12 protein-coding genes are annotated in these 13,034 nt (G+C 70.3%); 8 read left to right on the forward strand and 4 right to left on the reverse strand.

The annotated features are described in order from the left end of the window. The first annotated feature begins 151 nt into the window (after positions 1–151). From ACFQSB_RS23245 to ACFQSB_RS23260, 4 genes are all read left to right on the forward strand, one after another. Positions 152–1,486 carry an ABC transporter substrate-binding protein gene (locus ACFQSB_RS23245; RefSeq protein WP_380829037.1) on the forward strand — a complete coding sequence of 445 codons (1,335 nt, stop codon included), beginning with the start codon at positions 152–154 and terminating at the stop codon, positions 1,484–1,486. Positions 1,487–1,597: 111 nt separating this feature from the next. Beyond that, positions 1,598–2,551, forward strand: a complete 954-nt coding sequence (locus ACFQSB_RS23250; protein WP_380829038.1) for a carbohydrate ABC transporter permease — start codon at positions 1,598–1,600, stop codon at positions 2,549–2,551. After that, positions 2,535–3,476 carry a carbohydrate ABC transporter permease gene (locus ACFQSB_RS23255; RefSeq protein WP_380829039.1) on the forward strand — a complete coding sequence of 314 codons (942 nt, stop codon included), beginning with the start codon at positions 2,535–2,537 and terminating at the stop codon, positions 3,474–3,476. The genes ACFQSB_RS23250 and ACFQSB_RS23255 overlap by 17 nt, the downstream gene beginning before the upstream one ends. A 70-nt stretch (positions 3,477–3,546) precedes the next feature. Beyond that, positions 3,547–5,184 (forward strand): GH39 family glycosyl hydrolase, encoded by a 1,638-nt coding sequence (locus ACFQSB_RS23260; protein WP_380829041.1) that lies wholly within the window; start codon positions 3,547–3,549, stop codon positions 5,182–5,184. Between the two features lie 4 nt (positions 5,185–5,188). Here ACFQSB_RS23260 and ACFQSB_RS23265 read toward each other — a convergent pair whose 3' ends face one another. The 3 genes from ACFQSB_RS23265 to lexA form a co-directional block, all read right to left on the reverse strand. Further along, positions 5,189–6,607: a M20/M25/M40 family metallo-hydrolase gene (locus ACFQSB_RS23265; protein ID WP_380829042.1), complete on the reverse strand. Its 1,419-nt coding sequence runs from the start codon at positions 6,605–6,607 to the stop codon at positions 5,189–5,191. Between the two features lie 80 nt (positions 6,608–6,687). Beyond that, positions 6,688–7,023, reverse strand: a complete 336-nt coding sequence (locus ACFQSB_RS23270; protein ID WP_380829045.1) for an STAS domain-containing protein — start codon at positions 7,021–7,023, stop codon at positions 6,688–6,690. A gap of 367 nt (positions 7,024–7,390) precedes the next feature. Next, positions 7,391–8,059: a transcriptional repressor LexA gene (gene lexA, locus ACFQSB_RS23275; RefSeq protein WP_459117351.1), complete on the reverse strand. Its 669-nt coding sequence runs from the start codon at positions 8,057–8,059 to the stop codon at positions 7,391–7,393. 180 nt (positions 8,060–8,239) lie between these two features. Between lexA and ACFQSB_RS23280 the strand changes: the two genes are divergently transcribed. Next, on the forward strand, positions 8,240–9,721 hold the full coding sequence (locus tag ACFQSB_RS23280; RefSeq protein ID WP_380829047.1) for an RICIN domain-containing protein: 1,482 nt from the start codon (positions 8,240–8,242) through the stop codon (positions 9,719–9,721). A gap of 49 nt (positions 9,722–9,770) precedes the next feature. Here ACFQSB_RS23280 and ACFQSB_RS23285 read toward each other — a convergent pair whose 3' ends face one another. Continuing rightward, a complete protein-coding gene (locus ACFQSB_RS23285; protein WP_380829049.1) occupies positions 9,771–10,535 on the reverse strand; it encodes an SDR family NAD(P)-dependent oxidoreductase in 765 nt (254 codons plus the stop codon). Between the two features lie 229 nt (positions 10,536–10,764). On the opposite strand from ACFQSB_RS23285, the gene ACFQSB_RS23290 reads away from it, so the two are divergent. From ACFQSB_RS23290 to ACFQSB_RS23300, 3 genes are read left to right on the forward strand one after another with little or no spacing between them, the layout of a single operon-like run. Then, a complete protein-coding gene (locus ACFQSB_RS23290; RefSeq protein ID WP_380829051.1) occupies positions 10,765–11,973 on the forward strand; it encodes a low temperature requirement protein A in 1,209 nt (402 codons plus the stop codon). A gap of 36 nt (positions 11,974–12,009) precedes the next feature. Further along, positions 12,010–12,219 carry a hypothetical protein gene (locus ACFQSB_RS23295; protein ID WP_380829052.1) on the forward strand — a complete coding sequence of 70 codons (210 nt, stop codon included), beginning with the start codon at positions 12,010–12,012 and terminating at the stop codon, positions 12,217–12,219. Positions 12,220–12,270: 51 nt separating this feature from the next. After that, entirely contained in the window at positions 12,271–13,002 is a 732-nt protein-coding gene (locus ACFQSB_RS23300) for an SDR family oxidoreductase (protein WP_380829053.1), read from the forward strand. Positions 13,003–13,034: the final 32 nt, after the last annotated feature.

The following is a 13,034-nucleotide window of genomic DNA, read 5'->3' on the forward strand; positions in this document are numbered from 1 at the left end:
TCGAATCTACCATGGATCAGCTCTCCGTAGCTGCCACGTGTTTTCTCACCTTTGACCGTTGACAGGCGTTAGGCGCCAACCTACTGTCCTACCAACACCGAACAAGTTGCGAAATCTTTTCGGAACGTCTCCAGAACGAGAGGAGAGGCCGATGCGGCTCTCCCAGAAGGTCGGGCTGCTCTCCGCGGTCCTCGTGCCGATGGTCGCGCTGGCCGCGTGCTCAGGCGGCGCGGGTGGCACGGGCGGCGCCGGCGGCGCGGACGGTGGCGGCGCCGCCGGCGGTGAACAGGTGAACCTCACGGTCTGGAGCTGGGACGGCACGGTCGAGCAGGCTGTCCCCGGCTTCCAGGCCGCGAACCCGAACATCAAGGTCAAGGTCGTCAACGCGGGCTCGTCCACGGACGAGTACAAGGCGCTCGACAACGCCATCCAGGCCAATTCCGGCGTACCCGACCTCGCGATGTTCGAGTACTTCGCGGTGCCCTACTTCGCCATCCCCGGCAAGCTGGCCGACCTCGCCGAGTTCGGCGTCGCGAACTTCCAGAAGGACTACGTCCAGGCCGCGTGGAACGACGTGACGGTCAACGGCAAGGTCTACGCCCTGCCGTCCGACTACGGCCCGTCGGCGATGTTCTACAACATGGCCACGCTCAAGAAGGCCGGCATCGACGAGCCCCCGGCCACGTGGGACGAGTACTACGAGGATGCCAAGAAGGTCCGCGCGCTCGGCCGCGACTACTACATCGCCCAGGACACCGGAGACCTGTTCTTCCTGCTCTCGCTGATCTGGCAGGCCGGCGGCCACCCGTTCACGGTGAACGGCGAGAAGGTGCACATCGACTTCACCGACCCGGGCACGACCAGGGCCGTCTCCTTCTGGCAGAAGATGCTCGACGAGGGGCTGCTCAACAAGAAGATCACCGGGTGGTCCGACGACTGGAACCGGGCGCTCAACGAGGGCACCCTCGCCACCCAGACCATGGGCGGCTGGCTCACCTCGACGCTGCCCGAGCGCGCGCCGAAGAGCGCCGGTGACTTCAGGGTCGCGCTGATGCCGCAGTGGAAGCAGGGGGACAAGGCCGGAGCGGAGAACGGCGGAAGCTCCTTCGGCATCCCGGCGGCGGCCGAGCACAAGGCGGCGGCCTTCAAGTTCCTGGAGTACTTCACCCACGGCGGCGGTCTGTCGACCCGCGTCGACGCGGGCGCCTTCGTGCCCAACACCTCGGTGCTGGACAGCGACGCGTTCAAGGGCAAGGCCAACAAGTACTTCGGCGACCAGAAGGTCGGCGCCGTGCTGTCGGAGGCGTCGGAGATCGTCGGGACCGGCTGGCAGTACCCGCCGTTCTTCGAGTGGGCGCGCTCGATCTACGGCGACATCGCCTCGCCCTACTACACCACCGGCAAGGGCTCGCTCGCCGAGATCCTCCAGCAGTGGAAGCAGCGCTGCGTCCAGTACGGCAACGAGCAGGGCTTCCAGGTGGACTAGCGGATCCTCACCGCACGGACGGGGGCCCGGTGTGCGGCGGCGGCCGCCGCCGCACACCGGCCGGTGCGCGAGGAGCGCCGGGCGACGCAACGGATCGGAAGGAACACGGGCATGGACCAGGAACGTCGGCTCGACGTCAGCGCTTCGGCCATGGCGTCGCCGGCCGCGGCACGGCGTCCGGCGCCGCCTCGCCGGCGCCGCAGGTCGCAGATCGGACTGGCGTTCATCGCGCCCTTCGCAGCGCTGTTCGCGCTCGTGTTCATCGTGCCCATCCTGTACGCCGCCTACCTCAGCCTCTTCCGGCAGAAGCTCATCGGGGGCAACGCGTTCGTCGGCCTGGCCAACTACACCAAGCTGGTGCAGGACCCCCAGTTCTGGGACGGGGTGGGACGTGTCGTCCGGTTCACGCTCGTCCAGGTGCCGATCATGCTGATCGTCGCCATGGCACTGGCGCTGGCGCTGGACTCCCTGCGCGTGCACGGCGGCACGTTCATGCGAGTGACGATCTTCCTGCCCTACGCGGTGCCGGCGATCGTGGCGACGCTCATGTGGGGGTTCCTGATGGGCGTCAAGTACGGCCTGTTCGGCAGCCTGAACGACGCTCTGGGCACCGACTTCGATCCGTTCACCCCGGGCACCACGCTCACCTCCATCGGGGTGATGGTCACCTGGGCGTTCACCGGCTTCAACATGCTCATCTTCTACGCCGTCCTCAAGGCCGTCCCGCGCGAGCTGTACGAGGCGGCCGCGATCGACGGGGCCGGCGAGCTCCAGGTGTTCCTCGCGATCAAGCTGCCGGCGCTTCGCGGATCGCTCGTCGTCACGATCATCTTCTCGATCATCGGCACGTTCCAGATGTTCAACGAACCGCAGATCCTGCCCTCGATGGTCGCCAACAGCGGCGTCACCACCTTCTACACGCCCAACCTGTACGCCTACAACCTGGCGTTCACCGGGTCGCAGCAGGGCTATGCGGCCGCACTCGCGCTCGTCATGGCGGCGATCACGATCGCCGTCGCCTACGCCGTCCAGATCAGAGGGTTGAGGAATGCGTTCGACCAGTAGCCGGCGAACCGGAGCCGGGAAGGTCTCCGGCACGCCGATCCGTCATCCCGGTCGTGGCCGCCGGCTCTACACGATCGAGAACCCCAGGAAGAGCACCGTCCTCACGGTGATGACCGCCCTGTTCACCCTGTACTGCCTGCTGCCGCTGGTGTGGCTGGTCATCAACGCGACCAAGTCGCAGGCCGACTTCGTCTCGACGTTCGGGCTCGCGCCCGGCCGCGGGTTCGCCCTGTGGGACAACATCGTCGGGGTGTTCACCTACCAGGACGGCATCTTCTCCCGGTGGCTGCTCAACACCGTCGTCTATGTCGTCGTGGGTGCGACCGTGTCCACCTTCCTGGCCGCCCTCGGCGGGTACGCCCTGGCGAAGCTCGACTTCACGGGCAAGCGGGTGTTCCTGTTCGTCGTGCTGGGGTCGATCTCGGTCCCCGGCATCGCCCTGGCGATCCCGCAGTTCCTGCTGTTCGCCCAGCTCGGGATGACCAACACCCCCTGGGCGGTGCTGATCCCGTCCTTCATCAACCCGTTCGGGTTGTACCTGATGTGGGTGTTCGCGGCCGAGGCCGTGCCGAGCGGCCTGCTGGAGGCCGCGAAGATCGACGGCGCCGGGGAGTTCAGGACCTTCGTCCAGATCGCGCTCCCGCTGCTCGCCCCGGCGAGCGTGACGGTCCTGCTCTTCTCCTTCGTGTCGATCTGGAACAACTACTTCCTGCCGCTGATCATGCTGAAGGATCCCGCCTGGTATCCGCTGACCGTCGGGATCAACCAGTGGAACAAGCTGGGCTCGACGGCCGGGAACGGCGCCCTCATCCAGAACCTCGTGATCACCTCCTCGCTGCTGACGATCATCCCGCTGATCGTCGCGTTCCTCAGCCTGCAGCGGTACTGGCAGTCGGGCCTGTCGCTCGGCGCCATCAAGGGCTGAGAGCGACCCGCCGGCGGCCCGCGGCGCCGGCCGTTTTCCCACGCACCATCCCGCCTAGAGAAGTGAGACCATGACCAGCGACGGTGTGGACGAACCCCGGTACCGGATCGACGGCCGGCTGTGCGACGAGAGCGCCTTCCCGCACGTCTGGGCCAAGTGCATCGGCGCCGGCCGCGCGAACGAAGCGCTGCGCGCCGACTGGCAACGACAGTTCGCCGAGGCCGCCGCCGCGTTCGGAGTCGAGTACGTCCGCTTCCACGGCGTCTTCCACGACGACATGTTCGTCTACCGGGGAAGCTACGGCAGCGGGTTCGGCCCGGACACGCCTCTCGACGCGCCGGTGTACACATTCAGCTACGTGGACAAGGTGTTCGACTTCCTGCTCGACCGCGGTGTCCGCCCGTTCGTCGAGCTGGGCTTCATGCCGCGCGAGCTGGCGACGGCGACCGAGACGGTGTTCTGGTGGGGCGCTCACTGCAGTCCCCCCAAGGACATGGCGCGCTGGGTCGAACTGGTCACCAGGTCGGTCGAGCACTGGGTCGACCGGTACGGCCTTGCGGAGGTGCGGCGGTGGCGGTTCGAGGTGTGGAACGAGCCGAACCTGGTTCCGCACTTCTGGACCGGGACCAAGACCGAGTACTTCGAGCTCTACCGGCGGACCGTGACGGCGATCAAGAAGATCGATCCCGCGCTGAAGGTGGGCGGCCCCGCGACCAGCGTCTTCGTGCCCGACGACCGCTACAAGGGCGAAGTGGAGGACCGCCCCGCGATGCGCGAGACGGCCGTCGCGGCCGACGTGGACGCGCTCGACTGGCGCCCGGTGTGGATCGAGGACTTCATCGCCTGGTGCGCGGAGCGCGAACTGCCGGTCGACTTCGTCTCCACCCACACCTACCCCACCGACTACGCCTACGGCGCCGACGACCAGGCGGTGGCGATCACCCGGTACGCCGACGCGACGTTCGACGACCTGACCCTGCTTCGCGAGCTCGTCAGGAACAGCCCCTACCCTGATGCGGAGATCCACATCACCGAGTGGTCGACCTCGCCGTCGGCCCGCGACTTCATCCACGACACGCTGTTCGCGGCGACCTCCATCACCCGGTCGTTCCTGCAGTGCGCCACCCTCGCCGACTCCATCGCCTACTGGACCTTCACGGACGTGTTCGAGGAGGGCGGCGCCGGCATCGGACCGTTCCACGGCGGGTTCGGCCTGGTGAACGAGAACGGCATCCACAAGCCCACGTGGCACGCGTTCGCGATGCTCGCGCGGCTCGGCGACCGCCTGCTCCTCGCGACGCCCGACGGGGTCGTGACCCGTGACAGCCGGACCTCGGCCACCTCGGCGGTGTTCTTCAACTACCCCGACGACATGGCCATGAAGGGCGTCGGCTCGGAGAACTCCTACGCGGCCACCCGCGCGCGGGCCGAGATGGGGCCGGCCCGCAGAATCCACCACACGATCGGCGAACTGGAGCCGGGCACCACGTTCCTGGTCGAGATCCTGGACTGGGAGCACGGGAACGTCGCCGAGGCCTGGTACCGCCTCGGCTCGCCCCTCAACCCGTCGCGGGCCGAGACCGAGCACCTGCGCGAGGTCGCCGACTCCCTCCTCAGGTACACGCTGACCGTGCCCGACACCGGGGTGCTGACCCTCGACGTCGAACTCGGGCCATGGGCGGTGATGTCGCTGCGGCAGTCGTCCTGACCGGTCAGTGGCGGGCGTGGGCGTCGAGGATGTGGGCGACGGCCTCGGTCACCTGCTTGGCGAAGGGGATGTTCAGCCATTCGTCCGGTACGTGCATGTTGGAGTCGGCGCCGAGCGCGCCGGTGACGACGAACTGCGCGCCGGGGTAGCGGCGGCTGAGCATCTCCATGAACGGGATTCCGCCGCCGAGGCCGAAGCCGCGGCACGGCGCGTCGAACACCTGGTCGCCGATCTCGTCCAGGGCCGAGGTCAGCCAGGGGGCGGACGCCGGCGCCTGCCAGCCGTCCAGCAGCATGAAGTCGTGCACCTCGGCCTGCGCGCCGTAGGGCACGTCGGTCGTGAGGATCCTCACCAGCGCGTCCCGCGCGGCCCCGGCGTCGACCGTCGGGGGAGTGCGGAAGCTCAGCCGCAGGGAGGTCGAGGCGCGGAGCACGGCTCCGGCCACCGCGGGGTCCGGGAGGCCGGCGGCGCCGATCACCGACAGGGTCGGCCGCCAGGTGTTGTTCAGGATGAGTTCGACGTCGTCGTCCGAGACCGGCCGCATTCCGCCGACGAGCGGGAAACGGCGCGCGCTGACCCCCGGCTCCAGCGCGGCCAGCGCCTCGGCCTCGGCCCGCCTATCCGGCGGGATCGGCACGTTCATCTCCGGGATGGTGACCTCACCGGTCTCGGAGTCCTCGACGCGGTCCAGCAGTCGCCGCATGACGCGGAAGGAGCTCGGCACGATGCCGCTCGCGATCCCGGAATGCGCGGCGGTCTCCAGCACGCGCACGGTCAGGGTCGCCTGCACCACGCCGCGCAGGCTCGTGGTCAGCCACAGCCGTTCGTAGTCGCCGCCGCCGCCGTCCAGGCAGACCACCAGGGAGACCTCGCCGAGACGGCCGGACAGATGCTCCAGGTAGGCGGGCAGGTCCGGGCTGCCGGACTCCTCGCCGGTCTCCAGCAGCACGATCGCCCGTGCGTGGTCGCCGCCCGCCGCCCGCACGGCGGCCAGCGCGCTGACCGCGGCGTAGCCGGAGTACCCGTCGTCGACCGAGCCGCGGCCGTACAGCCGGTCACCGCGCAGCACCGGCCGCCACGGGTCGAGCCCGTCGGACCAGTCGCCGAGCGGGGGCTGCTTGTCGAGGTGACCGTAGAGCAGGACGGTGCCGCCCGCCGCGCCGCCGTCGGTCGCGGGGATCTCCGCGACGAGCAGCGGGGCACGGCCGTCGAGCTGGACGATCTCACACTGAGCGCCCGGCAGGCCACGTGAGGTGATCCAGTCGCGCACGTGGTCGGCGGCGGCGCGCAGGTGGCCGTCGCGCTCCCAGCCGGCGTCGTAGGCGGCCGACAGCGCGGGTATCGCCACCAGTCCGGAAAGGCTGGACATCAGGTCTTCGTCCCAGCCGTCGGCGACCGCCTCGTGTACTTTCTCGGCATCCACCGCCACATCATGGCACCCGGCCGCGCGGCGGACCGCCGCCGGGTGCGACCGGCCCAGCCCGGTCCCCCACGCCGCCGGCCTCAGGAGGCGGTCGCCGCGCGGAGGGCGTCGTCGAGGGTGGGGTGGATGTCGAACGCCCTGTCCAGGGCGGTGACGGCCAGCAGTCGCGTGAGGGCGGCGGGGACGCCGGCGAGCATGAACCTCCTGCCCTGGGCCTCACCGCGGTGTAAGGCGAGGACGAGCTCGCTCATCCCGATCGAGTCGCAGAAGGTGACCGCCTCCAGATCGACGATCACCACCCGGACCTCGGGCGATCCCTCTATGTGGTGCAGTTCCTTCCGCAGGACGGGAGCGGAGTCCAGGTCGAGAGCGCCGGCGGCGCGGACGACGACGGCCTCGTCCCGCCGGTCCGACACGGCGGTTAAAACGCGATTGGAACATGACGTGGAAGTCATGGTGGCTCCTTCGTGGAGGTGAAGCCGGCGTCGCCCGCCTGGGGGACGCCGGATGGCACGTGCGTCCTCGCCGCCGCCGTGAGCGATCTCGGCGAGGACCCGGCCGCGGCCCTCCGGCCCCGCGATCGGTCCATGCCCCGGCGTATGCCCTGAGGACGAGAAGGGAAACAGCCACCCCACCGGCCACCAGCGAGAACGGCCGCCGGGCGCCGAGACCGGCATCGAACCGCGAGGTGGGCCAACGCGTGACCTCACCGGACGCGGGCGCCGCGCGGGCCGGGGCGCCGGGCCGGGGCGCCGGGCGGAGGCGCCGGGCAGGGCGGGGAGGTCAGACGCTGCGCAGGACGGAGACCACGATGCCCAGCACCACGGCGGCGTCACCGTCGATCACGTCGTAGGCGGGGTTGCGCGGTTCGAGAAGGACGTGCCCGCCGCGCCGGCGGTACACCTTGACGGTGGCCTCGCCGTCGATCATCGCGGCGACGATCTGGCCCGAGTGCGCCTCGGGCTGCCGCCGTACCACGACGATGTCCCCGTCGCAGATCGCGGCGTCGATCATCGAATCGCCCCGCACGCGGAGACCGAACACCTCGCCACGCCCGGTGAGGTCGCGGGGCAGGGTCAGCGTCTCGTCCAGGTGCTGGTCGGCCAGGATGGGGGTGCCCGCGGCGATCTCCCCGACCACGGGCACGCTCACCAGGTCGCCGGCCGGCTCCGGCGCCGATGCCCGCAGGAACAGGCGCACGTCGATCGGCCGGGTCATCGTGGCGCCCCGGCGGAGGTACCCGTTCTCCTCCAGGCTCTTCAGGTGTTTCGACACCGATGACGACGACCGCAGCCCGACCGCGTCGGCGATCTGCCGCGTGCTCGGCGGATACCCGTACCTGACCACCCAGTCGCGGATCACGGCCAGGATCCGCTGCCGGCGCCGCGGCAGCACCGAGGAGTCCAGGTACTCGGACAGGTCAGGATCGTCGTAAGTGGTCACCCGCGAAATGCTAGACGTGCCGGCACCCGGCGGCATGAATCTTTCCTTCGGCGGAGATCGCGGCATCGCGTTCATGTCCTGCTCATGGCCGTCGTGGGCGGGTCACGCCGCGGGGCCGGACGTTGACAGCCCTGGATGAGAGCGTTAACACTCTCGGCAGTCGAACCGTTTCCGCCCCCGGACAGAGAGATGCCGATCAGCATGAACATGAGCTTCCCCCCCAGGCTCGCTGTTCGCGGCCCGGGCCTGTGGCGGGTGGTCGCGGCCGTCGTCCTGCTCGCCGCCGCCCTCGTCGGCCCCGCCGCGCCGGCCGGCGCGGCCGCGGTGACCGTCACCAACGGCACCCAGTTCCGCGACACCAGTGGGAACGTGCTGCACGCCCATGGGGGCGGGGTGCTGAAGGTGGGCGACTACTACTACTGGTTCGGTGAGAACCGCAATCCCGACGGCACCTTCCGCGCGGTCTCGGCCTACCGGTCCACCGACCTGAGCCACTGGGAGTTCCGCCGCGACGTGCTCACCCGGTCGTCGGCGTCCGAGCTCAACGTCTCCAACATCGAGCGGCCGAAGGTCATCTACAACGCCTCCACCGGCAGATACGTCATGTGGATGCACAAGGAGAACGGCTCCAACTACAACGAGGCGCGCGCCGCCGTCGCCTCCTCCGCGACCGTCGACGGCGACTACACCTACCACGGCAGCTTCCGCCCGCTGGGCCAGTACATGTCGCGCGACATCACGCTCTACAACGACAACGGCACCGCCTACATGATCTCGGCGGCGGACGAGAACAACGACCTGATGATCTACCGGCTCACCTCGGACTACCTGAACGTGAGCTCGGTCGTGGGCAACTTCTGGAACGACGCCAAGCGCGAGGCCCCGGCCCTGTTCAAGCGGGGGAACGTCTACTTCATGCTGAGCTCGGCGGCGACCGGCTGGAGCCCGAACCAGGCGCGCTACGCGACCGCGCCGAGCATCTCTGGGCCGTGGACCGGCTGGACCAACGTCGGCGACGGCACGACCTACAGCTCCCAGCCGGCCTACGTCCTGCCCATCCAGGGCTCCTCGACCACCGGGTACCTCTACATGGGCGACCGCTGGGCCGGCGCCTGGGGCGGGCCGGTGAACGACTCCCAGTACGTCTGGCTGCCGATCACGTTCCCCTCCGACACCAGCATGAGCCTGACCTACTACCCGCAGATCACCGTCGACGTCGCCACCGGCGAGATCTCCGGCAGCGGCGCCGTCACCTCCTACCGGCTCACCGCCCGGCACAGCGGCAAGGTGATGGACGTGGCGAACGCGTCGACGGCGAACAACGCCGAGGTGCGGCAGTACACCTGGAACGGCGGCGGCAACCAGCGCTGGCAGTTCCAGGACGCCGGCAGCGGCTACTACCGGGTGGTCAGCGTGGGCAGCGGCAAGTGCCTGGACGTCGCCAACGCCTCCACGGCCGACGGGGCGAACATCATCCAGTACACCTGCGGCGGCGGGACCAACCAGCAGTGGCAGTGGGTCGACGCCGGCGGCGGCTACTTCCAGCTCAGGGCGCGGCACAGCGGCAAGTGCCTGGACGTGGTGAGCTCCTCCACCGCCGACAACGCCGACATCCAGCAGTACACCTGCGGCGGCGGCGCCAACCAGCAGTGGAGCCGCACCCAGTCCTGAGCCCGGGCGCACCGCCCCCGACGACGCCCCGCGTCACCGTCCCGGCCGGTCAGGCCAGGTTCAGGCCGCCGTCCACGGCCAGGACCTGGCCGGTGACCCAGGCGGCGGCCGGGTCGGCGAGGTGGACGATCCAGGCGGCCACCTCCTCGGGCGTGCCCCGGCGGCCGAGCGGGATGCGGGCGATCTCGTCGCGCTTGATCCGCTCGACGACGGCGTCGGGCAGCCCAGCGGCGGCCAGCGCCTCGCTCTCGGTGGGCCCCGGGGCCAGCGCGTTGACGCGGACGCCGTCGGCCGCCAGTTCCAGCGCCCAACTGCGGGTCAGCTGTTCCACGGCGGCCTTGGTGGCGGCGTAGTGGGCGGCGCCCGGCAGGGGGCGGTGGCCGTAGGTGCTGGAGAGGTTGATGATCGTGCCGCGTCCGGCGCGCAGGTGCGGCAGGGCGGCGTGGGCGAGCAGGCTGGGCGCGGTGACGTTGAGGGCCAGCAGTGCGGCCACGCGCCTGGCGTCGGTGTCGGCCAGCGGCATGACCTCGGTGGCTCCGGCGTTGTTGACCAGGACGTCCAGGCGGCCCCATCGTCCGATGGCCGCCTCGACGACCGCGTTCGGCGTGCCGTCGGCGGTGATGTCGGCGGGCAGCGGGACGATGCCGGGGTGCTCGCCGGCGGTCCGGCGCAGGGCCTCGGCCCGGCGTCCGACGCCGAGCACGTGCGCGCCGGCGCGGGCGAGGGCGACCGCGGTGGCGCGGCCGATCCCGGACCCCGCTCCGGTCACGATCGCGACGCGGCCTTGAAGGCGGCCGGTGGGCGGGACTGTCACGTGGGGCTCCGTTCGTCTGAGGCGTCGCGGCGAATCGGCCTTCGCCGCGGTGCGGTCGCCAGCTAGGACAGGACACCGCCGCGACCTGTGACAATGCTGGGGAACGGCGCTTGTGACGGCACGGTGTCACAGATCGGCGGGCCGTCCGGTCTCAGGCGCCAGGGACGTACGGAGCGACGGGAGCCAGACCTTGCCACCGACCGGCACCACCATGCGGATCCGGGTCCGGATGAGCGCTCGTCCGATCGACGAGCCGCACCGCGTGTCCAGCCAGCTCGAGCTGCTGTTCGACCTCACCTTCGTGGTCGCGGTCGCCGCCCTCACCGCCCAGTTCGCGCACGGCGTCGCGGACGGCCATGCCCTGGCGGGAGTGATCCCGTTCCTCCAGGTGTTCTTCGCCATCTGGTGGGCGTGGATGAACTTCACCTGGTTCGCCTCGTCCTACGACACCGACGACGTCGCCTACCGGCTGCTGACCATGGTGCAGATGGCCGGCGTGCTCGTGCTGGCCGCCGGTGTGCCGGCGGCGGCCGACCACGCCGACTACGGTGTCGTCACGCTGGGGTACCTCATCATGCGCGCGGCGCTCGTCGGCCAGTGGCTGCGGGCCGGCCTGGAGGACCCGGCGCGCCGCCGCACCGGGCTGCGCTACGCCGCGGGCATCGGCCTGGCGCAGGTGGGGTGGATACTGCGCTACCTCCTCATGGACACCGGCGTCCTGCCCTCGTCGTTCGGCCTGCCGTTCTTCGCCGCCCTGGCCCTGGTGGAGCTGGCGGTGCCGCGATGGGCCGAGCGGAGCGGCGCCACCACCTGGCACCCGCACCACATCGCCGAGCGCTACGGACTGTTCACCATCATCCTGCTCGGCGAGAGCGTCCTGGCCGCCAGCCGGGGAGTCGGAGGGGCGCTCGAGGCGGGGCAGATCGGCACTCCTTTCGTGGTCATCGCCTTCTCCGGTCTGGTGCTGCTGTTCGCGCTCTGGTGGCTGTACTTCCTCGTCCAGGCGGGAGAAGGGCTCAGCGACCGCCGTCACCGGTCCTACCTGTGGGGCTACGGCCACTACGGCATCTTCGCGGCCCTGGCCGCCCTCGGCGCCGGGCTGGAGGTGGCGGTGGAGCGCACCGGCCACGAGGCGGCCGTCTCGCCGCTGACCTCCGGCTACGCCGTCGCCGTCCCGGTCGGGGTGTGCCTGGCGCTGCTGTGGGCGGTGCACGCGCTGGTCATGGCGCGACCCGTCATGAACCCCGTCGCGGTCGCGGGCTGCGTCATCGTCATCCTGGCGCTGCCGCTCGCGACGTCCCTGGTCGGCGTGGCCGCCGTGATCGCGGCGATCGCCGGCGCCTGCGTCCTGCTGGTCGCCGTCACCGTCACCCGCGGCGGGGCCCGCGGAAGAAATACCGGTGAGGCTGTCACAGGGCCCGGGGCCGGCCGGTCTTAGCTGCCGACCGGACGGCAACCCACGCATGGAGCCGAGATGAGCACTTCGAGCGGCGAGAACCGATCTCTGTACGAGCTGCGGATCGAGATCGAGGAGGAGGTGACGCTGGTCGAGGAGAGCCACTCCGAGCAGGCGCTGGACCTGCCGGTCACCGACTGGCTGTTCGACCCGGCCGAGGCCGAGCGTGAGGAGATCGGCCTGCGAGGGCTGCTCGGCGCCGTCGAGGCGCTGGAGGGACGCGACTGAGCGCCCACGCCCCGGATCAGCGGATCACCATCTAGGAAGGTAGTAAATATCATGAAGTTCGCAGTCATCGGCGGAACCGGGCTGATCGGCTCGCAGGTCGTCCAGGACCTGAACGCCGCCGGGCATCAGGCCGTGCCGCACTCGCTGTCCACCGGGGTCGACATCCTCACCGGCCAGGGCGTGGACGAGGCGCTGGCGGGCGCCGACGTGGTGGTCAACCTGACCAACTCCCCGACCTTCGACGAGGCATCCCTCGCCTTCTTCCAGACCTCGATGGACAACCTCCTGGCCGCGGCCGCGAAGGCGGGCGCCGGGCACTTCGTCATCCTGTCCATCGTCGGCGTCGACCAGGTGCCCGACCTGGACTACTACCGGGCCAAGGTCCTGCAGGAGGACCTCCTCAAGGCCGGGCCCGTCCCGTACTCCATCGTCCGCGCCACCCAGTTCATGGAGTTCGTCGACGCCGTCCTGTCCTGGACCGCCGACGAGAAGACCGTCCGCCTTCCCCGCACCCCCATCCAGCCGATCGCCGCGGCCGAGGTCGCCGCGGCCGTCGCCGACGTGGCCGCCGGAACCCCGCTGAACGGCACCCTGGACGTCGGCGGGCCCGACACCTATCCGCTGGACGAACTGGGCCGCCTCACCCTGCGCATCAAGGGCGACGAGCGGTCGGTGACCACCGACGACACCGCGGGCATGTTCGCCGCCGTCCACGGCGACGTCCTCACCACCGGGCCCGGCGCCCGCATCGCCCCCACCCACTACACCGACTGGCTGAAGTAACCCGCCGGACGCCGCGCCCCGCCCGCCCGCGG

Origin of the sequence: Sphaerisporangium rhizosphaerae (assembly GCF_042665155.1) — a bacterium.
GTDB lineage: Bacteria > Actinomycetota > Actinomycetes > Streptosporangiales > Streptosporangiaceae > Sphaerisporangium > Sphaerisporangium rhizosphaerae.